The organism is Brenneria goodwinii (assembly GCF_002291445.1).
Taxonomy (GTDB): Bacteria; Pseudomonadota; Gammaproteobacteria; order Enterobacterales; family Enterobacteriaceae; genus Brenneria; species Brenneria goodwinii.
This window is the reverse complement of record NZ_CP014137.1, coordinates 3,507,292-3,528,128: the sequence shown is the minus strand read 5'-3', so window position 1 is coordinate 3,528,128 and position 20,837 is coordinate 3,507,292. Positions and strand designations below refer to the sequence as shown.

The window sequence follows — 20,837 nt, the reverse complement described above, 5'->3', positions numbered from 1 at the left end:
ATTTAGCGCATGTTTTTCAGATTTTCGCCAAGGCCTGCGGCGCTCGCTTTAGTTGTGATGAGTACGGTACTGAACATCGGCAACGATAGTCAGGCCGCCGCGCTGACGGCAGAGGCGCCTCGGCTTACCGCGATCGCGGGCAGCGTCAACAATGACGAGGTTCGTCTGCTGACGGACAATCGTTTCTGGCCGGGCGCGGACAGGTTGATGCTGAGCGGTAAGCAAGGGCTGCTGCTACAGGATCGTCACGGCGCGACGCTGATCGGCCTTCCCGGCAGCTATGAATCGCTCGATCTGCGTACCGATAGCGCGGGGATGTTGGTGGCGGCCATAGATAAGTCGCATCAGCAACCGATGCTGGTGCGGTTGGACGCGGCCAAACGCCAGTGGGAAAGCGTTCGCCGGCTGCCTGCGCCGCCGTTTAAGGTTGAGGGCAGCTGTCTGTTCCGCGATGAGGCGGACAACAGCTTTATGTTTTTGATTGGTGATAAAGGCATGGGCGAACAGTGGCTGGTGGCGCAGGGAACCCGCCCGCTGACCACGCCGCGCAAAGTCCGCGACCTGAGTATGCCGCCGAAAAGCGAGTACTGCCAGGTGGATGACCGCCGGGCGCTACTGTATGTCAACGAAGAATCGGTCGGCTTATGGGCCTATGACGCACAGGCCGAAGCGCCGCTGCTGCGTCGGCCGGTCGATCTGCGCCAGCCGTTCGGTTCGATCGGCAGTGAGACGGCGGGTATGGCTGTTTTACCGGATGCCGTCATGGCGCTGGATCCGAAAAACCTGCGCCTGCATCGCTATCGTTACGTCGAGGATGGCTGGCAGGCCGATCCCGCGCTGCCGCTGCCGGGGTTGAAGAAACCCCAGACGCTGACGGTTCGTGCGCAGGGGCCGGGGGTCGAGATGGTTGTCGCCGACAAACAGGGGCTGCATCAGGGCAGCCTGGACTGGACGCCGCCGGTCGCCGCGCCGCTGCCGATAATGCCGGTATTGCCCGCCGGGCTTGAAACCGAGCCGGTGAGCAGTCTGGGTGACGCCGCCGACGATCCGGCTATTTGGGTTAACCCGGATGACGGCGCCGCCAGCCGCATTCTGGCGACGGATAAACAGCGCGGGCTGCTGGTGTATGACCTGCAGGGGCGTAAGTTGCAGGATCTGCCGGTCGGACGTTTGAACAATGTGGATCTCCGCAAAGGCTTGGCGCTTGGCGACAAAACCATCGATCTGGCCGTCGCCAGCAATCGGGATAACAACTCGCTGCATCTGTTCTCTATTTCGCCCGAAAGCGGGGAGGTCGCCGAACTGGGAGAGATCGCCACGCCGCTGCCGGAGATTTACGGATTATGCATGTTTAAGGATCGGCAGGGCGCGATCTACGCCATCGTCAACGATAAGGGCGGCCGTTTTCTGCAGTACCGTTTGCAGGGCGATAACGGCGGCGTACGCGGCGACGTGGTGCGCGAATTCAGCCTGCCGAGCCAGCCGGAAGGCTGCGTGGCGGATGACCGCCAGCAGCATCTGTTCATTGGCGAGGAAGATGTCGCCGTTCACGCGTTGGATGCCCGTCCGACCGAACCCGCCCAGTTGCGGCAGGTTATCGCCGCGGGCGACGCGCTACAGCCCGACATTGAGGGGATGGCGCTGTATCAGGGCCGTCAGCATAGCTACCTGGTGATATCGAGCCAGGGCAACAGCAGTTATCTGGTGCTTGACGCGCGGCCTCCTTACGCCCTGCGCGGCGCGTTCCGTATCGGGCTGAACGCCGAGGCGGGCATTGACGGCGCCTCTGAAACCGACGGTCTGGATGTCACCGCCGCCAATCTGGGCGGCCCATGGCGGCAGGGCATGCTGGTGGTGCAGGATGGCCGCAACCGTATGCCGGAACAGGCGCAAAACTATAAATATCTGCCTTGGTCGGCGATTGCTGAAGCATTGCATCTGGACGACTGATGTTAATTCACCCCGTCCGTCTGCCTTCCGGTGCGGCAGGCGGGTAATTGCAAGGAAAATAAGATGGCTCTTGATAATTCAATGACGCTCGGCGGCCTGATTGGCAACGCCAGTCTGCTGGTGCAGTGTGTGATGGCGATCCTGCTGCTGGGTTCGCTGACCTCGTGGTATCTGATTGTGGCGCACGGGCGCGTGCTGCGCAGCAGTGAGAAAGATATCGTTACGTTCCGCCGGCGTTTTCGCCAGAACAGGGATCTGACATCGCTCCAGCGCGACATTCAGCACAATATTGCCCGCGATGCCGGCGCACGGCACATTTTTTCCGCCGCCTGGCATGAGTATCAGCAACTGACCCAGGTGCCCGGCGTTTCGCCCGAGGCCGTCACCTCCGGCGTTGAACACAGTCTGCATGTCGCCATCGCCGAGCAGGAAGAACGCCTAGCCAACGGTTTGACGATGCTGGCGACGATTGGTTCGGTCAGCCCTTATATCGGCCTGCTCGGCACCGTGTGGGGCATTATGAATGCCTTTATCGGTTTGGCGCACGTCCAGCAGGCGACGCTGAACACGGTGGCGCCGGGGATCGCGGAAGCGCTGATCGCCACCGCCATCGGTCTGTTTGCCGCCATCCCCGCGGTCATTTTCTACAACCGCTTTACCGCCCGTACGCAGACGCTGGTGAATCGCTATTACAGTTTCGCCAATGAACTACAGGGATATCTGCATCGTCGTCTGCATCTTTCCGCCCACGCTTCCGTTGCCCGGACCGCCTGATCAGGAGCCGTTTTATGCGCAGACCACCGTTACGCTATAGTCCGAAAGCCGAAATGAACGTTGTTCCTTATATTGACGTCATGCTGGTGCTTCTGGTGATTTTTATGGTTACCGCGCCGATGTTGATGCAGGGCGTGAAACTCGAATTACCCAAGGTAGCCAGCGAACCGCTGCCCGCCGACAGCCAAAGGCAAATCCTGACGCTGTCGGTAAAAGCCGACGCCACCTATTACTGGAATCTGGCCAGCGACGTTCAGACCGAACAGCGCGACGACTCGACGCTGGCGGTTACGCTGGAAGAGATGAGCAGCCGGGTCGCGGCGATCGTCGCCGATAAGGGCGATACCCAGGTTTATATTCGCGCGGATCAGGCCGCCAATTACGGCAGCGTGGTCGCCTGTATGGCCGCGCTGCAAAAAAGCGGAATTGAAAACATCGGCCTGATTACCGAGGCGCCGCAATGAGCGCCAGTGACTATTTCGATGACGCCTTGAGCAAACCGCATATCTGGCCGCCGCGCCTTGCCGCCGCCGCGATTGCATTGGCGGTTCACCTGATTTTAGGGTCGTTTTTGTTGCAGCATTGGCAGATGAGGACGCCGCCGGCGCCGGTTATCCGTCATCTGCACACCACGCTGGTCACGCTGCCGACGTCGCAACCGAGCGAAGCGCCGCCTGTGGCTCCGCCGCCAACGCCGGAGCCGGAGTTTACGCCGGTTCAAACGCCGACGGTCGCGCCACCTGCGCCGGTTGCGGCGCCTTCTATGCCGGATAGGGGGTTGCTGGCGCGTCAGCAACAGGAGCGGACGCGTAAGGCGGAACAGGCGCGGCGTCAGGCGCAGGAGAAGCAACGCCGCCAGCAACAGCGCTTGGCTCAGCAGAAAGCCGAGGACGAGCGGCGCCGGCAGTTGGCGCAACAACATCAGGCCGACGAACGCGCGGCGGCGGAAATCGCCCGGCAGAAGGCGGATATGTCGGGGCGTCAGTATCTGCCCATCAGCAAACAGGCGCCGGACTATCCGGAGAAAGCGCTAAGCAGAAAGATTGAGGGGAACTGTACCGTGGTTTACCGGGTGAACCGTCGGGGCGAGGTGGAGGATCCCCGGGCGGAAAGCGACTGTAATCCGCTGTTTGTACGCCCGTCCCTCAGCGCCGCCAGAACTTTTCGCTATCAGCCGCGTATTATCAACGGTCAGCCGGTCGATGTGCCGCAGGTTAAAAACACCTTTCACTACCGCATTAAGTAATCGTTCAGCGGGCAGCCTGCCGCGGCAAGGCGCTCGCCGCAATGAGCGTCCGCAGCGGCTCTGAGGATGCGGTGCGGCGGATAATATCTCCGAAAGTCTAACGCGATCGTTTCGTTAAAGGCGTGAAGAGGCACTGAGACATCATTGACGGGCGATAAGGCTTTGCTTTCCCCATGTATCATGGGTATCATGCATGCGCACGTTTCAGATCTTGGATTACCGGTTGGTTATCACGCTATTTGCAGATAATAGATGAGATGAAATACGCTGGTCAGCGGGCAGTAGTTTGGTCAGGGGTCATTCTCACGGCGTAGACCGGAGCCTTTGTTTATCAATGCAATAGGTTAACTCTTCACGTTCCCGCCCTGTATCAATCCTATTGATAACTTGCATTTTGGCAGTCGTCAGCGTAGTATTTGCCACGTTTTCGGACGCGGGGTGGAGCAGCATGGTAGCTCGTCGGGCTCATAACCCGAAGGTCGTCGGTTCAAATCCGGCCCCCGCAACCAGTTAACTTTCCGGGTAGTGTTTTTTTCAATAGGCTGTTCAATCAATTTCCATCGCTTTCACAGTCGTTTTGAAAAAAATCCTTAACCGAAAGTTATGCCGCGTTGTTTGGCGGTAATAGGGTCCAGTTGCATAAAGCCCCGATATATCGGGGTTTTTTGTTATTTGGTAACAGAATTACTGGGCTATTAAGCCCTTTTTTTATGTCTTGGGGGTGGGCTTGTCCACATTAGAACAAAAGTTAACAGAGATGATTTCAGCACCAGTCGAAGCATTAGGCTATGAGTTGGTTGGCATTGAGTTCATCCGGGGTCGCCAATCGACGCTGCGTATCTATATTGATAGTGAAGATGGCATCACTGTTGATGATTGTGCTGATGTCAGCCACCAGGTCAGTGCAGTGTTGGATGTTGAAGATCCGATCTCTGTCGCCTACAACCTGGAGGTGTCCTCTCCGGGACTTGAGCGCCCTTTGTTCACGGTAGCGCACTATGCACGTTTCATCGGTGAAGAGGCGACGGTGGTGCTGCGCATGGCGGTCCAGAATCGCCGTAAATGGTCGGGGATTATTAAAGCCGTTGAAGGCGAAATGATCACCATAACAGTGGAAGGCAAAGACGAAGTGTTCGCGCTGAGCAACATCCAGAAAGCGAACCTGGTACCCCACTTTTAAAGTTTGGATGAGGCAACTAGGATGAATAAAGAGATTCTGGCTGTTGTTGAAGCAGTTTCCAACGAAAAAGCCGTTCCGCGTGAAAAGATTTTTGAAGCGTTGGAAACCGCACTGGCAACAGCAACCAAGAAAAAATACGAGCAGGAAATTGATGTTCGCGTCAGTATCGATCGCAAAACCGGCGATTTCGATACTTTTCGCCGCTGGTTGGTGGTCAACGAAGTCACCCAGCCAACGCGCGAGATTACGCTGGATGCGGCGCAGTTTGAAAACCCTGCCCTTGATGTTGGCGATTACGTCGAAGATCAGATTGAGTCTGTCACCTTTGACCGTATTACCACGCAAACCGCAAAACAGGTTATTGTACAGAAGGTGCGCGAAGCTGAACGCGCCATGGTTGTCGATCAGTTCCGCGAACAGGAAGGCGAGATTGTCACCGGTGTGGTGAAGAAAGTTAACCGTGATAATATCTCTCTGGATTTGGGTAACAACGCCGAAGCGGTTATCGGCCGTGAAGACATGTTGCCTCGTGAGAATTTCCGCCCTGGCGATCGTATTCGCGGCGTGCTTTATGCCGTTCGCCCCGAAGCCCGCGGCGCCCAACTGTTTGTTAGCCGTTCCCGTCCGGAAATGCTGGTCGAACTCTTCCGTATTGAAGTACCGGAAATCGGTGAAGAAGTTATTGAGATCAAGGCTGCTGCCCGCGATCCGGGTTCACGTGCGAAAATTGCGGTAAAAACCAATGACAAACGCATTGATCCGGTCGGTGCTTGCGTAGGGATGCGCGGTGCGCGAGTACAGGCCGTATCCAGTGAACTTGGCGGCGAGCGTATTGATATTATCCTGTGGGATGATAATCCCGCTCAGTTTGTTATCAATGCCATGGCCCCGGCTGACGTGGTTTCCATCGTGGTTGACGAAGATACCTGCACGATGGATATCGCCGTTGAGTCCAGCAATCTGGCTCAGGCGATTGGTCGTAACGGCCAGAATGTGCGTTTGGCTTCCCAACTGTTAAAACAGCATCGTTCAGATGACCGTTGGGAACTGAACGTTATGACCGTGGAAGATCTTCAGGCCAAACATCAGGCCGAAGCACATGCTGCAATAGATGTCTTTACCAAGCACCTGGATATCGACGAAGAGTTCGCCACCGTGCTGGTTGAAGAAGGTTTCTCCTCGCTTGAAGAGCTGGCCTACGTGCCGATCAAAGAGCTGCTGGCAATCGAAGGCCTTGATGAAGAGACCATTGAAGTATTGCGTGAACGAGCTAAGGCCGCGTTAACCACGCTGGCGTTGGCGGATGAGGAAAGTCGCGGCGACGGCCAACCCGCAGACGATTTGCTCAGTTTACCTGGCCTGTCGCGTGAATTGGCATTCAAGCTGGCGGCACGCGGTATTTGCACGCTGGAAGATCTTGCTGAGCAGGGTGTCGACGACCTGACGGATATTGAAGAGCTTAACGATGAGAAAGCCGGCGAGCTGATTATGGCCGCCCGTAATATCTGTTGGTTTGGCGACGAAAACGAATAACGAACTGTAGCAGGAAAGGAACAGCATGACAGATGTAACCGTAAAATCGCTGGCCACAGAGATTCAGACTTCGGTTGACCGCCTGATACAGCAGTTTGCTGATGCGGGCATCACCAAGTCTGCATCGGATTCTGTGACCCAGCATGAAAAAGAAACATTACTGGCGCACCTGAACCGAGATCGTGGAATTGCGCCGGGAAAATTGACACTGCAGCGTAAAACGCGTAGCACGTTAAATATTCCGAGCACTGGCGGAAAGAGTAAATCAGTGCAGATTGAAGTCCGCAAGAAACGCACTTATGTAAAACGCGATCCTTTGGATGCTCAAAAGGCGGAAGAGGAAGAGCAGGCACGGCGTGAAGCGGAAGAACAGGCACAACGCGCTGCTGAAGAGCAGGCCAAACGCGAGGCGGAAGAAAAAGCCAAACGTGAAGCTGCTGAGAAAGCTAAACGTGCTGCCGAAGAGCAAGCCAAACGTGAGGCCGCTGAAAAAGCTAAGCGTGATGTAGCGGAAAAAGAAAAAGTGATTAATCAACAAAACGATAATATAACCAAGCCTGTTCAGGCTGAAAAAGCCAGGCGCGAAGCTGAAGCCGCCGAACTTAAGCGCAAAGCAGAAGAAGCTGCTCGTCTTAAGGTTGAAGAAGAAGCTCGACGCATTGCTGAAGAAGCTCGCCGCATGGCGGAAGAAAATGCCGGACGTTGGGAAGCGGAAAGCGCCAAGCCCGAAGAGGCCGCCGATTATCATGTGACCACGTCGCATCATGCCCGCGAAGCGGAGGATGAAAGCGATCGTCAGGTTGAAGGCGAGCGTCGCAGCCGTAGTGGTCGCAGCAAAGTAACAAAACAGAAGAAAGGCAACCGACTGTCCGAGTCTAAAGCCGATCGCGAAGAGGCCCGCGCCGTTACCCGTGGCGGTAAAGGCAAGCGCAAGCCAAGTACGCTGCAGCAGGGCTTCAACAAGCCAGCTCAGGCGGTTAACCGCGATGTCGTCATCGGCGAAACGGTTACCGTTGCCGAATTAGCCAATAAAATGGCGGTGAAAGGCTCTCAGGTCATCAAGACGATGATGAAGCTGGGCGCCATGGCGACGATTAACCAGGTCATCGACCAGGAAACCGCGCAGCTGGTTGCCGAAGAAATGGGTCATAAAGTCATTCTGCGTCGTGAGAATGAGCTTGAAGAAGCGGTAATGAGCGACCGTGATACCGGTGCCGCGGCTGAATCTCGTGCGCCGGTCGTTACCATCATGGGCCACGTTGACCATGGTAAAACCTCATTGCTGGACTATATCCGTTCAACCAAAGTCGCCGCCGGCGAAGCCGGTGGGATTACCCAGCATATCGGTGCTTACCACGTCGAAACCGACAACGGTATGATCACTTTCCTGGATACGCCCGGACACGCCGCGTTTACCGCCATGCGTGCCCGCGGTGCCCAGGCGACGGATATCGTAGTGCTGGTTGTCGCCGCGGATGACGGCGTGATGCCGCAGACAATTGAAGCTATCCAGCATGCGAAAGCGGCTAAGGTGCCGGTTGTTGTCGCGGTGAATAAGATTGATAAACCGGAAGCCGATCCTGACCGTGTTAAAACCGAGCTGTCGCAGTACGGCATCATGCCGGAAGAGTGGGGCGGCGAATCTCAGTTTGTACACGTATCAGCTAAAGCGGGTACGGGGATAGATGAACTGCTGGATGCGATTTTGTTGCAGGCGGAAGTTCTGGAACTGAAAGCCATCCGTAGCGGTATGGCTAGCGGCGTAGTGATCGAATCCTTCCTGGATAAAGGTCGCGGTCCGGTGGCAACCGTTCTGGTGCGCGAAGGTACGCTGAACAAAGGCGATATCGTGCTATGCGGTTTTGAATATGGCCGTGTTCGCGCCATGCGTGATGAACTGGGGCGCGAAGTTGCAGAAGCGGGCCCGTCGATTCCGGTGGAAATTCTTGGCCTGTCCGGCGTACCGGCGGCCGGTGATGAAGCTACCGTCGTTCGTGACGAGAAGAAAGCGCGCGAAGTGGCGCTGTATCGTCAGGGTAAATTCCGTGAAGTTAAGCTGGCTCGTCAGCAGAAATCCAAACTGGAAAACATGTTTGCCAACATGACGGAAGGTGAAGTTTCTGAACTGAATATCGTGCTTAAGTCTGACGTTCAGGGCTCTTGCGAAGCGATTTCCGATGCGCTGGAAAAATTGTCCACCGACGAAGTGAAAGTTAAAATTGTCGGTTCCGGCGTGGGCGGTATCACAGAAACGGATGCCACGCTGGCCGCCGCGTCGAATGCGATTATCCTTGGCTTTAACGTCCGTGCCGATGCTTCCGCCCGCCGTGTCGTTGAGTCCGAAAGTCTGGATCTGCGCTATTATTCAGTTATCTATGACCTGATTGATGAAGTTAAGCAGGCCATGAGCGGTATGCTGGCGCCGGAATATAAACAAGAGATCATCGGTCTGGCGGAAGTCCGCGATGTCTTCAAATCACCGAAATTCGGCGCTATCGCCGGTTGTATGGTGACGGAAGGCGTGGTTAAACGTCATAACAAGATTCGCGTACTGCGTGACAACGTGGTTATCTATGAAGGCGAGCTTGAATCTCTGCGCCGCTTCAAGGATGACGTCAACGAAGTCCGTAGCGGTATGGAATGTGGTATCGGCGTTAAGAACTACAATGATGTCCGTGCCGGCGACGTGATCGAAGTTTTCGAAACGATCGAGATCAAACGCACGATTGATTAAATCGGCGTTGGGCATTGCGATAGGTTATTCATGGGGGGCTTTGTGCCCCCCTATTTTTACTTGAGGATTCAACATGGCAAAAGAATTCAGCCGCACCCAGCGCGTAGCGCAGGAGATGCAAAAAGAAATCGCCATTATTATTCAACGAGAAGTGAAAGATCCGCGGATTGGTATGGCTACCGTATCCGGCGTTGAAGTTTCACGCGATTTGGCTTACGCCAAGGTTTTTGTGACGTTTCTGAACGATAACGAACCGGAACAGGTAAAAACGGCGATTAAAGCCCTGCAGGACGCCTCGGGTTTTATCCGCATGTTGCTGGGTAAAGCGATGCGTCTGCGCGTGGTGCCTGAACTGACGTTCTCCTACGACAATTCCCTGGTTGAAGGGATGAGAATGTCCAATCTGGTCACTAATGTCGTCAGACATGATGCCGAACGTCGTTCGGCGGCAACGGGCGAAGATCAGGAGGATTAATGAGTCGTCCCCGCCGCCGCGGCCGTGATGTACACGGCGTCTTGTTGTTGGATAAACCGCAGGGGTTGTCGTCCAATGATGCTTTGCAAAAAGTAAAACGGATTTTTAACGCCAATAAGGCCGGTCATACGGGGGCGTTGGACCCGCTGGCGACCGGCATGCTGCCAATCTGTTTAGGCGAAGCGACGAAGTTTTCGCGCTACCTGCTGGATTCTGATAAACGGTATCGCGTGATTGCCCGTCTCGGACAGCGCACGGATACATCGGACGCCGACGGCAATGTGATTGAAACGCGTCCGATTGCTTTTTCTCCTGCGGAATTGGACGCCGCGCTGGAAAGTTTTCGCGGCACCACGCAGCAGGTTCCTTCAATGTATTCGGCGTTGAAGTATCAGGGACGTCCGCTCTATGAATATGCGCGTCAGGGACAGGTTGTTCCGCGCGAGGCTCGTGATATTACCGTTTATGAGCTGCTGTTTATCCGCTGCGAGGGGGATGAGCTTGAGCTGGAAATTCACTGCTCGAAAGGCACCTATATTCGCACCATCATTGACGATTTGGGGGAGAAACTCGGCTGTGGCGCGCATGTGATTTATCTGCGCCGTTTGCAGGTTGCAACTTATCCCGTAGATCGGATGGTGACGTTGGATGCCTTGTCTGCCTTGCTGGAACAGGCGCAGGCTGAGGAGCGTTCGCCGGCATTGAGCCTTGATCCGCTGTTAATGCCGATGGAAAGTCCGGCTATGCATTTCCCCGAAGTGAATTTAATGCCGGTCACCGCCGGATACCTGAAACTGGGGCAAGCGGTTCAGGCCGCAGGCGCGCCGCTGGACGGAATGGTCCGAATTACCGAAGGCGATGAGCATAAATTTATTGGCATGGGTGAGATTGACGATGACGGACGCGTGGCTCCCCGCCGTTTAGTGGTTGAGTTTCAGGAATAAGTCCCGCTGTTGCCGCCTTGCTATCGGATGAGGCTAAGAGTAGAATAGCGCGGCTTAACTATTGGGTGGCTGAATTAGAGATCGGCGCCTGTTTTTTTATCTATAATGTTTTGGAGTATTACTATGTCTCTAAGTGTTGAAGCGAAAGCTAAAATCGTTGCGGAATTCGGTCGTGGCGCTAACGACAGCGGTTCTACCGAAGTTCAGGTTGCTTTGCTGACTGCGCAGATCAACCACCTGCAAGGACACTTTGCCGAGCACAAAAAAGATCACCACAGCCGTCGTGGTCTGCTGCGTATGGTGTCTCAGCGTCGTAAGCTGCTGGACTACCTGAAGCGTAAAGATGTAGCGCGTTATACCAGTCTGATTGAGCGTCTGGGTCTGCGTCGCTAAGTCTTCTGAGTTTCGGTAGGAAGGGGCCTTTTGCAGGCCCCTTTCTTCTAGGAAGCGTCAGAAAAACAGAGTAGTGTATTGTTGTTTTAATTATGATCTTTCATTGCAGAGGTTCGCGCGGCTAATGAGAGGCTTTACCTGCATGGGCAGGATAAAGGTTGTCATTAGTCGCGAGGATGTAATGCAAAGATCAGGAAGTTCCACTGGCGCGTCTATCTTGAACAGGTGTGACGCGCCCCAGTTAAGGATATTATTTTGCTGAATCCGATCGTTCGTAAATTTCAATACGGGCAACATACCGTCACCCTGGAAACCGGTATGATGGCCCGCCAGGCTACCGCCGCTGTTATGGTAAGCATGGATGATACCGCCGTATTCGTCACCGTTGTTGGTGCGAAACAGGCTAAACCCGGTCAGGGATTTTTCCCGTTGACGGTTAACTATCAGGAGCGTACCTACGCTGCCGGTCGTATTCCTGGCGGTTTCTTCCGTCGTGAAGGCCGTCCAAGCGAAGGCGAAACGCTGATTTCCCGCCTGATTGACCGTCCGATTCGTCCGCTGTTTCCTGATGGCTTCCTGAATGAAGTACAGGTTATCGCGACCGTCGTTTCCGTTAACCCGCAGGTAAACCCCGATATCGTGGCGATGATTGGCGCTTCCGCCGCGCTGAGCCTGTCCGGTATTCCGTTCGGCGGCCCGATCGGCGCTGCGCGCGTGGGTTATCTGAACGATCAGTATGTGCTGAACCCGACGACTGATGAGCTCAAAGAGAGCCGTCTGGATCTGGTGGTCGCCGGTACTGAAGGCGCGGTGCTGATGGTGGAATCTGAAGCGGATTTGTTAAGTGAAGATCAGATGCTGGGCGCCGTGGTATTCGGCCATGAACAACAGCAGGTCGTCATTGAAAACATCAATTCGCTGGTCGCCGAAGCCGGCAAGCCCAAATGGGATTGGCAGGCGCCGGAAATCAACGTCTCTTTGCAGCAGCGTGTTAAGGATCTGTCCGAAGCGCGTCTGGGCGATGCGTATCGCATCACTGAAAAGCAGGAGCGTTACGCGCAGGTTGATGCGATTAAAGCCGATGTCGAAGCCGCTTTATTAGCTGAAGATGAAACGCTGGACGCGGCTGAAATTCAGGAAATTCTGGGCGGCATTGAGAAAAACGTGGTGCGTAGCCGCGTACTGCGCGGCGAGCCGCGTATCGACGGTCGTGAAAAAGACATGATCCGTGGTCTGGATGTGCGTACCGGCGTACTGCCGCGTACCCACGGTTCCGCGCTGTTCACCCGTGGCGAGACTCAGGCGCTGGTTACCGCCACGCTGGGTACCGAACGTGATGCTCAGACCATTGACGAACTGACTGGCGAACGTACCGATCGCTTCCTGCTGCACTATAACTTCCCTCCGTACTCTGTCGGGGAAACCGGGATGGTCGGCTCGCCGAAGCGTCGTGAAATCGGCCATGGCCGTTTGGCGAAACGTGGCGTTCTGGCCGTTATGCCGAAAGCCAACGAGTTCCCGTACACCGTGCGTGTGGTTTCCGAAATTACCGAATCCAACGGTTCTTCGTCCATGGCGTCCGTCTGCGGCGCTTCTCTGGCGCTGATGGATGCCGGTGTGCCGATTAAGGCCGCCGTTGCGGGTATTGCGATGGGACTGGTGAAAGAAGGCGAAAACTTTGTCGTCCTGTCCGATATTCTGGGTGATGAAGATCATCTGGGCGATATGGACTTTAAAGTCGCCGGTAGCCGTGAAGGCATTACCGCGTTGCAGATGGATATCAAAATTGAAGGTATTACCCGCGAAATCATGCAGGTTGCCTTGAATCAGGCTAAAGGCGCCCGTCTGCACATTCTGGGTGTTATGGAACAGGCTATCAGCACGCCGCGTGGCGATATTTCTGAATTTGCGCCGCGTATTCATACCATCAAGATCAGCACTGATAAGATCAAAGACGTCATCGGTAAAGGCGGTTCGGTGATTCGTGCGCTGACCGAAGAAACCGGTACGACTATTGAGATCGAAGATGACGGTACGGTGAAGATTGCTTCTACCGATGGTGAGAAAGCCAAAAACGCGATTCGCCGTATCGAAGAGATTACGGCTGAAATCGAAGTCGGCCGTATCTATCAGGGTAAAGTAACGCGTATCGTAGACTTTGGCGCTTTCGTCGCTATCGGCGGCGGTAAAGAAGGTCTGGTGCATATTTCTCAGATTGCTGACAAGCGTGTTGAGAAAGTGACCGACTACCTGCAGATGGGTCAGGAAGTTCCGGTCAAAGTACTGGAAGTTGACCGTCAAGGGCGCGTACGTTTAAGCATTAAAGAAGCAAATGCTCAACCTCAGGAAGCGGCGGTAGCGCCTTCTGAGGGGGAATAACTGTTAAAAACAGTATACAGCTCCTTACTAACTATGTAAGGAGCTGTGATCGTAAGGAGCGGACGTCCTTATGTTGAGCAAACCGGGACAGGATGTTCATCCAATGTTTGTCTTCGGGAGTGGGAAATGAAGCCTTTTTTGCGCGGGTGTTATGTTGCGACAGCTCTTATGCTGGCGGGATGCAGCAACATGGATTGGCGCAAAGACGCAGTATTGGCGATTCCATTACAGCCTACTTTGCAGCAGGAAGTCATCCTGGCGCGCATGGAACAAATTCTTGCCAGCCGGGCATTAACCGATGATGAGCGAGCACAGCTATTATATGAGCGCGGAGTGCTGTATGATAGTCTCGGGTTACGGGCATTAGCGCGAAATGATTTTTCACAAGCGCTGACGATCCGCCCTGATATGCCAGAGGTTTTTAACTATCTGGGTATTTACTTAACGCAGGCAGGCAATTTTGATGCTGCCTATGAAGCGTTTGATTCTGTACTAGAGCTTGATCCAACTTACAATTACGCGCGTTTAAACCGGGGCATCGCTTTGTATTATGGCGGTCGTTACCTGTTAGCGCAGGATGATCTGCTGGCGTTTTATCGAGACGATCCAAATGATCCTTTCCGTTCGTTGTGGCTGTACCTTGCGGAGCGAGAAATCAATCCGGAAACGGCCAAAGTAGCGTTGCAGAAACGCTATGACGGGGCGCAGAAAGGGACGTGGGGATGGAATATTGTCGAATTCTACCTGGACGGTATCAGCGAAAAAGTGCTGATGACCCGTTTGCAGGAAGAAGCTACGGATAACACTTCGCTCGCTGAGCATCTCAGTGAAACTGACTTCTATTTAGGTAAGCACTACCTAAGTCTGGGGGACAAGAACACCGCTTTGGCGCTGTTCAAGCTGACGGTTGCTAACAATGTTCATAATTTTGTTGAGCACCGCTATGCATTGTTGGAATTGGCGCTATTAGGCCAAGAGCAAGACGACCTATCAGGATCGGACCAGCAATAGCTGACGAACACTATATCAGCCCTAAAACTACGGTTATCACCTTCGCGGGTGAGGGCTTTTTTGTTCGCTTTTTAATCCAATTTGAGCCGGTTCACACTTTTCAATGAAAATGACTGAAAATTTTCTCGACGAGTTATGTAGACTGGCCGCCATTTATGAGGCACGTGTACATGACTACTGAGCTTGAAACCTCGTTTGCTGATTTGGGGCTGAGTGCTCCAATTATTAATGCCCTGACCGATCTGGGCTACGAAAAACCATCGCCGATCCAGGCGGAATGTATTCCTCATTTACTGAGTGGTCGTGATGTGCTGGGGATGGCACAGACCGGTAGTGGTAAAACCGCGGCATTTGCGCTGCCATTACTGAATAATCTCAAACCCGAATTAAAAGCGCCGCAGATGCTGGTGCTGGCTCCTACCCGCGAATTGGCCGTACAGGTTGCCGAAGCCTGTAATGACTTTGCTAAACATATGCATGGCGTGAGCGTGGTTGCCTTATACGGCGGTCAACGTTATGACGTACAGCTGCGTGCTTTACGCGGCGGCGCGCAGATCGTCGTCGGTACGCCGGGGCGTCTGCTGGATCACCTGAAACGCGGTACGTTGGATCTGTCCAACCTGAGCGGTCTGGTGCTGGATGAAGCCGATGAAATGCTGCGTATGGGCTTTATTGAAGATGTGGAAAACATCATGGCCCAGATCCCGGCTGAGCATCAGACTGCGCTGTTCTCCGCCACCATGCCGGAAGCGATTCGCCGCATTACGCGCCGTTTCATGAAAGATCCGCAGGAAGTGCGTATTCAGTCCAGCATTACCACTCGCCCTGATATCAGTCAGAGCTACTGGACGGTTCATGGCCTGCGTAAGAACGAAGCGCTGGTTCGCTTCCTGGAAGCGGAAGATTTTGATGCGGCGATTATTTTCGTTCGCACCAAAAATGCGACGCTGGAAGTGGCCGAAGCGCTGGAACGCAGCGGTTATAACAGCGCCGCGTTGAACGGCGATATGAACCAGGCTCTGCGTGAACAAACGCTGGAGCGCCTGAAAGACGGTCGTCTGGATATTCTGATCGCCACCGACGTCGCCGCCCGCGGCCTGGACGTTGATCGCATCAGCCTGGTGGTCAACTACGATATCCCAATGGATGCCGAGTCTTACGTGCACCGTATCGGTCGTACCGGCCGTGCCGGTCGTGCCGGTCGTGCGCTGCTGTTTGTCGAAAACCGTGAGCGTCGTTTGCTGCGCAACGTTGAACGCACCATGAAGCTGACCATCCCTGAAGTTGAGCTGCCGAACGCTGAACTGCTGGGTCAACGTCGTCTGGCGAAGTTCGCCGCTAAGGTGCAACAGCAGCTGGAAAGCAGCGATCTGGATATGTACCGCGCACTTTTGCCTAAGTTACAGCCTCTGGAAGAGCTGGATATCGAAACGCTGGCCGCCGCACTGCTGAAAATGGCGCAGGGCGAACGTCCGCTGATTCTGCCGCCGGATCCGGTATTCGATCGTCGTCCGCGTCGTGAATTACGCGATCGTGACGATGCCCGCGGCGACCGTCGTCGTGATGGCGATCGTCCGCCGCGTCGTGAACGCCGTGATGTGGGCGATATGGAGCTGTATCGCATTGAAGTGGGTCGTGACGACGGTGTGGAAGTTCGCCATATTGTGGGTGCGATTGCCAACGAAGGCGATATCAGCAGCCGCTATATCGGTAACATCAAACTGTTTGCTTCTCACTCAACGATTGAGCTGCCGAAGGGAATGCCGGGTGATTTATTGTCTCACTTTACCCGTACCCGCATTCTGAATAAGCCGATGAACATGCAGTTGCTGGGCGATGCTCAACCCCATGACCGTGGAAACGGCGAGCGCCGTGGCGGTCGTCCTGGCGGCGATCGTCGTGAGGGTGCGCCGCGTCGTTCCTACAGTAACGGCGAACGCCGTGAAGGGAACGGCGGTGAGCATCGTGGACGCACCTTCAACCGTGATGCCGCGTCGCGTGCGCCGCGTCGCCGTCCTGCTGATGCGTAATCGAGTCACATCAGGAAATACAATATCCGTCTGTGGATATTTAACAATCTAATATTTTTTGATATAAAAACGAACGGCCCTACTAGGGTCGTTTTTTTTTGCCGAGAGGGTTATCGGTAAAGCGTATATTTTCCCAAATTAAGGTTTTCGCTGCGCGGTATCGGTTATTAATAACCAGGCGAGGAATGCCGTCGTACTCTTATAAGAATGGGTAGTAAAAAAATACTTTCTGAAAGATTCATACATCTGTACTTTTGCGTTTTTTTTATGCATTTTTTATTTGGAATAGAGTAAATGTCTGATTTTTCGTTAAAAAAGCGCTTCAGCTGGAGAGCGTTGGAATGGCTTTTGCTATTTTTTTGGTATTTCTCCTGTGTGCTGCAATTATCAATTTTATTGAGTGGCCACAGCGGTTTTAATGGATTAAGAGATTCGCTGCTTTATAGTCTGTTCTGGCTGGTGCCGGTATTGCTTTTTCCACGTCATACTCGAATTATTACCGCGGTATTAGCTATTGTGCTTTGGGCATCTTCGGTCATTGCGCTCGGTTATTATTTAATTTATAAGCAAGAGTTTTCGCAAAGCGTTTTATTTGTGATGTTTGAGTCGAACGCGACAGAGGCCGGCGAGTATATGAGCCAGTATTTCAGCTTGAAAGTGGTTGGAATATTGTTGGTTTATACCGCAGTGGCGTTTCTTTTATGGACGAAGGTGCGGCCGATCTATTTGTCTGTCAGCTATAGAATGGTAATCTCTTTATTAATCATTATCGCCCTTTTTGGTATCCCGGTTTATAACAAGATGAGCGTTAAGGAGAACTCTCTGGAGGATACCATTGAATATCTGGCCGAGAGGATGGGAACAACGGCGCCCTGGCAATTTCTGAGCAGTTATCTGGAATATCATCAACAGCTGGGCTGTATGGAAGCGATGCTGCAGCAAAACGCGGCGTTGCCGCCGCTGGCGAATCTTAAAGATGCCAATGGCGATACGCCGCGTACGCTGGTGTTGGTTATCGGCGAGTCAACCACCCGCAGCCGCATGAGCTTATATGGTTATAACCGGGCGACAACGCCGCGTCTGGACGCCTTGAGCAAGTCTGACCCCAATCTGGTGGTATTTAAAGATGTGGTGACATCACGCCCTTACACCATTGAAATTCTGCAGCAGGCGCTAACTTTTGCTGACGAACTGAACCCGGACCTCTATCTGAGTAAACCCTCGCTGATGAATTTGATGAAACAGGCAGGGTATAAAACGTTCTGGATCACCAACCAGCAAACGATAACCAAACGTAATACCATGCTGACGGTTTTTTCACAGCAGACGGATAAGCAGTTTTATCTGAACAACCAGCGGACCCAGAGCGCCCGGCAGTACGATGACGTCGTGCTGTCGCCGTTCGAGGAAGTGATGTCCGATCCGGCGCAGAAAAAATTCATTGTCGTTCATTTATTGGGAACGCATATGAACTATAAATACCGCTATCCGGAAAATTTTGACCAGTTTAATGACCTCGCCAGCGTGTCTGCCGAAGTGAGTGATAAAGACGTTTACAATCACTATGACAACGCGGAATTATACAATGACTACATTGTCGACAGCTTGATTAACCTGTTTGCGCAACATAAACCCAATGGCTTTTTGCTTTACTTCTCCGACCATGGCGAAGATGTTTATGAAACGCCGCCGCATAATATTCTGGGGCGCAATGAAGCGGCCCCCACGCGAGCGATGTACACCATTCCTTTTATGGTCTGGATGTCGCCGGAATGGCGGGAAAACCATCGTGTCGACTATGCCCCCTATGTTGAACGCAAGTACAGCAGCGCCCATTTGATTCATACCTGGTCTGACCTGGCGGGATTAAGTTACGACTTCTATGAACCGTCAAAGAGTCTGGTCAATCCGGCGTTTAAACCGAGCGAACGTTGGATCGGCAATCCCGATGATAAAAAAACGTTGCGCTCGTTCGACGATCTGCCCGCAACGGCGGAAGGCGCGAAATAATCTCGACGATCACAGGGATGCATTTGCATCCCTGTGTCCTCAAGCATCTCAATACTTGTCGTTATTTACATTTTACTGTAATAAATTAAAGCCTCATAAGGCCGTAATTCAACGTTTGAGGTAATGACGTCAGGTGAGTCTGAATAATTAGATAATAACAGAGTCGCTTTGCTGCATGATAAATATTCAGGCAACGCATAATTGACTTTGTTCTCAGAGAAAGAACAAATCACAATCAACTTTTGGTTATCCAGGACTCTTATGTATCCATAAACATCAGAATCCGTGTCATTAATCAATTCATATTTTCCCTCAATAACGACAGGATAATTTTTCCGTATTTGGATTAATTTTTGGTAGTGATAAAAAACAGAATCCTGATCATTCAATGTGTTTTGGACATTGATGAATTTATTATCAGGTGAAAAATCAAGCCATGGCGTACCGTCGGTAAAACCGGATTTTTCAGTCGCATCCCATGGCATCGGCACACGGGCATTATCTCTGGATTTTAAATATATGGCCTTCTTTATATAATCGTCATTAAGGTTTTCGCGTTTAAAACTATTAAACACAGATAAGGTTTCAATATCTTTATAATTATCCATTGAGGAGAAATTAACATTGCGCATTGCCAATTCTTCTCCCTGATAGATATAAGGCGTACCTTTCATCATGTGCAATAACGTCCCCAGCATTTTTGCTGATTCTATCCTGTAGCGATTATCATTACCGAATCTGGATACCGCTCTGGGCTGGTCATGGTTACTCCAGTATAATGAATTCCAGCCCGTATCCAGCTTCTGTTGCCATTCCGTCATTGTGGCTCTGAGATCGCTCATCTTAAATCGGATATCAGAAAATTTCCCATATTTACCATAATCTAAATGCATATGGTCAAATTGAAAAATCATATTAAGCTCTTTACGATCTGATTGAGTATATAATAGAGCCTGTGTGCTATTTGTGTTCGGGGTTTCACCCACGGTCATGCAATCATATTTACTTAAAACCTCACGATTCATTTCTTGTAAAAACTCATGCACCCGCGGACCATTCGAAGCGCCGATGTAGTAAGACTTACTATAAACCGCATTGTCGTGAGCATTTGGATAGCGTTGATCTTTACTAATTAAGCTAATTACATCCATCCTGAAGCCGTCTACACCTATATCCAGCCAATATTTCATGATCTTATAAACTTCATGCCTTACCACAGGGTTTTCCCAGTTTAGGTCCGGCTGTTCTTTAGCAAACAGATGTAAATAATATTGGTTACGGCTGGCAACATACTCCCAGGCAGAGCCGCCGAAAGTTGCTCCCCAATTTGTCGGCGGAGAGCCATCTTCCTGTGGATCTTTCCAGATATAAAAATCAGCATAGGGATTGGTCTTACTTTTCATTGACTCCTGAAACCAATGATGCTGGTCGCTGGTGTGATTTACAACCAAATCCATAATGATTTTTATATTTAAATCGTGCGCGGATTTCAATAATGATTTAAAGTCATCCAATGTTCCAAAGACTGGATTGATCTTATAATAATCAGAAATGTCATAGCCATTATCAATAAGGGGAGACTCATATATGGGGTTTAACCATATGACATCGGCGCCTAATTTATTTATATAGGGTAATTTTTCATTTAAACCCGCTAAATCGCCAATGCCATCTCCATTCGAGTCTTTAAAACTTTGAGGGTATACTTGGTATACGACACTTTTTTTCCACCAATCCTTACTCATCACTCGTCCCCTTCATCATGAGTAGATTGCTCAGCCATAAAATCATTCACATAAATCAACTGCTCTCTGGAGTAATTTACCGCTTCTCTGATGGTATCCGGGCTAATGAAACTCTCTTCAAGCTCACATAAAATTGCCATGACGACGGGTAAATTAACGCCTGTCACGATATGAAGGTTTTTGTTTTTTAGATATTTAGAAAATCCCTGATTAACCGAGCCTCCCAACATATCGGTAAAAACAATGACTTCATCTTCTTGGTAGTTGATACCATCTAATACAGACGAAATTTCTTCTTCAATCGGTGTGTTTGTTAAATATGCTGAAATAGCAATAATCTCACCTACGTCCGGCAGTATATACTTTACAGTATCTTTCATCCCTTCTGCTAAACGATGGTGAGTCGCTATAATAATCTTTCTCATGTTTTTTC

The 20,837-nt window shown here is 52.2% G+C and carries 17 protein-coding genes and 1 tRNA gene; 16 read left to right on the top strand and 2 right to left on the bottom strand.

Features of this window, described 5'->3' with window-relative positions:
- Positions 1 to 9: 9 nt before the first annotated feature.
- The 16 genes from ACN28R_RS15645 to cptA all read left to right on the top strand — a co-directional run bounded on the left by ACN28R_RS15645 (position 10) and on the right by cptA (position 18,659).
- The gene (locus ACN28R_RS15645; protein ID WP_095834891.1) at positions 10 to 1,950 is read left to right on the top strand and encodes a phytase; all 1,941 of its coding nucleotides are present in this window, start codon (positions 10 to 12) and stop codon (positions 1,948 to 1,950) included.
- Positions 1,951 to 2,013: 63 nt separating this feature from the next.
- Entirely contained in the window at positions 2,014 to 2,724 is a 711-nt protein-coding gene (tolQ, locus tag ACN28R_RS15640; RefSeq protein WP_095834890.1) for a protein TolQ, read from the top strand.
- Positions 2,725 to 2,738: 14 nt separating this feature from the next.
- Positions 2,739 to 3,188: a protein TolR gene (gene tolR / locus ACN28R_RS15635; protein WP_095834889.1), complete on the top strand. Its 450-nt coding sequence runs from the start codon at positions 2,739 to 2,741 to the stop codon at positions 3,186 to 3,188.
- The gene (locus ACN28R_RS15630) at positions 3,185 to 3,970 is read left to right on the top strand and encodes an energy transducer TonB (RefSeq protein WP_095834888.1); all 786 of its coding nucleotides are present in this window, start codon (positions 3,185 to 3,187) and stop codon (positions 3,968 to 3,970) included. The genes tolR and ACN28R_RS15630 overlap by 4 nt, the downstream gene beginning before the upstream one ends.
- Positions 3,971 to 4,402: 432 nt before the next feature.
- Positions 4,403 to 4,479, top strand: a tRNA-Met gene (locus ACN28R_RS15625).
- A 218-nt stretch (positions 4,480 to 4,697) separates the two neighbouring features.
- Positions 4,698 to 5,150 carry a ribosome maturation factor RimP gene (gene rimP / locus ACN28R_RS15620; protein ID WP_048636273.1) on the top strand — a complete coding sequence of 151 codons (453 nt, stop codon included), beginning with the start codon at positions 4,698 to 4,700 and terminating at the stop codon, positions 5,148 to 5,150.
- 21 nt (positions 5,151 to 5,171) lie between these two features.
- The gene (nusA, locus tag ACN28R_RS15615) at positions 5,172 to 6,683 is read left to right on the top strand and encodes a transcription termination factor NusA (RefSeq protein WP_048636272.1); all 1,512 of its coding nucleotides are present in this window, start codon (positions 5,172 to 5,174) and stop codon (positions 6,681 to 6,683) included.
- Positions 6,684 to 6,708: 25 nt separating this feature from the next.
- A complete protein-coding gene (gene infB, locus ACN28R_RS15610) occupies positions 6,709 to 9,417 on the top strand; it encodes a translation initiation factor IF-2 (RefSeq protein WP_048636271.1) in 2,709 nt (902 codons plus the stop codon).
- Between the two features lie 73 nt (positions 9,418 to 9,490).
- Positions 9,491 to 9,892, top strand: coding sequence for a 30S ribosome-binding factor RbfA (gene rbfA, locus ACN28R_RS15605; RefSeq protein ID WP_048636270.1), 402 nt, complete (start codon positions 9,491 to 9,493; stop codon positions 9,890 to 9,892).
- Positions 9,892 to 10,836, top strand: coding sequence for a tRNA pseudouridine(55) synthase TruB (gene truB, locus ACN28R_RS15600; RefSeq protein WP_048636269.1), 945 nt, complete (start codon positions 9,892 to 9,894; stop codon positions 10,834 to 10,836). Before rbfA ends, truB begins: the two co-directional genes overlap by 1 nt.
- A 123-nt stretch (positions 10,837 to 10,959) precedes the next feature.
- Positions 10,960 to 11,229, top strand: coding sequence for a 30S ribosomal protein S15 (gene rpsO / locus ACN28R_RS15595; protein WP_048636268.1), 270 nt, complete (start codon positions 10,960 to 10,962; stop codon positions 11,227 to 11,229).
- A 255-nt stretch (positions 11,230 to 11,484) separates the two neighbouring features.
- A complete protein-coding gene (gene pnp / locus ACN28R_RS15590; RefSeq protein ID WP_095834887.1) occupies positions 11,485 to 13,608 on the top strand; it encodes a polyribonucleotide nucleotidyltransferase in 2,124 nt (707 codons plus the stop codon).
- A gap of 126 nt (positions 13,609 to 13,734) precedes the next feature.
- Positions 13,735 to 14,619: a lipoprotein NlpI gene (gene nlpI / locus ACN28R_RS15585; protein WP_048636266.1), complete on the top strand. Its 885-nt coding sequence runs from the start codon at positions 13,735 to 13,737 to the stop codon at positions 14,617 to 14,619.
- Positions 14,620 to 14,722: 103 nt separating this feature from the next.
- Positions 14,723 to 14,800 carry a protein YrbN gene (gene yrbN, locus ACN28R_RS15580; protein WP_121514196.1) on the top strand — a complete coding sequence of 26 codons (78 nt, stop codon included), beginning with the start codon at positions 14,723 to 14,725 and terminating at the stop codon, positions 14,798 to 14,800.
- The gene (locus ACN28R_RS15575) at positions 14,790 to 16,649 is read left to right on the top strand and encodes a DEAD/DEAH family ATP-dependent RNA helicase (RefSeq protein WP_095834886.1); all 1,860 of its coding nucleotides are present in this window, start codon (positions 14,790 to 14,792) and stop codon (positions 16,647 to 16,649) included. The genes yrbN and ACN28R_RS15575 overlap by 11 nt, the downstream gene beginning before the upstream one ends.
- Positions 16,650 to 16,943: 294 nt before the next feature.
- Positions 16,944 to 18,659: a phosphoethanolamine transferase CptA gene (gene cptA / locus ACN28R_RS15570; protein ID WP_095834885.1), complete on the top strand. Its 1,716-nt coding sequence runs from the start codon at positions 16,944 to 16,946 to the stop codon at positions 18,657 to 18,659.
- A 65-nt stretch (positions 18,660 to 18,724) separates the two neighbouring features.
- Here the strand turns inward: cptA and ACN28R_RS15565 are convergent, their stop codons facing one another.
- Complete coding sequence (locus tag ACN28R_RS15565) at positions 18,725 to 20,404, bottom strand: alpha-glucosidase (RefSeq protein ID WP_095834884.1); 1,680 nt, start codon at positions 20,402 to 20,404, stop codon at positions 18,725 to 18,727.
- Positions 20,404 to 20,829, bottom strand: a complete 426-nt coding sequence (locus ACN28R_RS15560) for a PTS sugar transporter subunit IIA (protein WP_095834883.1) — start codon at positions 20,827 to 20,829, stop codon at positions 20,404 to 20,406. The genes ACN28R_RS15565 and ACN28R_RS15560 overlap by 1 nt, the downstream gene beginning before the upstream one ends.
- Positions 20,830 to 20,837: the final 8 nt, after the last annotated feature.

Coding starts and splice junctions, on each gene's coding strand:
- ACN28R_RS15645 (WP_095834891.1), top strand. CDS start 10: ATGTTTTTCAGATTTTCGCCAAGGCCTGCGGCGCTCGCTTTAGTTGTG.
- ACN28R_RS15630 (WP_095834888.1), top strand. CDS start 3,185: ATGAGCGCCAGTGACTATTTCGATGACGCCTTGAGCAAACCGCATATC.
- yrbN (WP_121514196.1), top strand. CDS start 14,723: ATGAAAATGACTGAAAATTTTCTCGACGAGTTATGTAGACTGGCCGCC.
- cptA (WP_095834885.1), top strand. CDS start 16,944: ATGTCTGATTTTTCGTTAAAAAAGCGCTTCAGCTGGAGAGCGTTGGAA.
- tolQ (WP_095834890.1), top strand. CDS start 2,014: ATGGCTCTTGATAATTCAATGACGCTCGGCGGCCTGATTGGCAACGCC.
- nusA (WP_048636272.1), top strand. CDS start 5,172: ATGAATAAAGAGATTCTGGCTGTTGTTGAAGCAGTTTCCAACGAAAAA.
- rpsO (WP_048636268.1), top strand. CDS start 10,960: ATGTCTCTAAGTGTTGAAGCGAAAGCTAAAATCGTTGCGGAATTCGGT.
- ACN28R_RS15575 (WP_095834886.1), top strand. CDS start 14,790: ATGACTACTGAGCTTGAAACCTCGTTTGCTGATTTGGGGCTGAGTGCT.
- nlpI (WP_048636266.1), top strand. CDS start 13,735: ATGAAGCCTTTTTTGCGCGGGTGTTATGTTGCGACAGCTCTTATGCTG.
- truB (WP_048636269.1), top strand. CDS start 9,892: ATGAGTCGTCCCCGCCGCCGCGGCCGTGATGTACACGGCGTCTTGTTG.
- tolR (WP_095834889.1), top strand. CDS start 2,739: ATGCGCAGACCACCGTTACGCTATAGTCCGAAAGCCGAAATGAACGTT.
- ACN28R_RS15565 (WP_095834884.1), bottom strand. CDS start 20,404: ATGAGTAAGGATTGGTGGAAAAAAAGTGTCGTATACCAAGTATACCCT.
- rbfA (WP_048636270.1), top strand. CDS start 9,491: ATGGCAAAAGAATTCAGCCGCACCCAGCGCGTAGCGCAGGAGATGCAA.
- ACN28R_RS15560 (WP_095834883.1), bottom strand. CDS start 20,829: ATGAGAAAGATTATTATAGCGACTCACCATCGTTTAGCAGAAGGGATG.
- infB (WP_048636271.1), top strand. CDS start 6,709: ATGACAGATGTAACCGTAAAATCGCTGGCCACAGAGATTCAGACTTCG.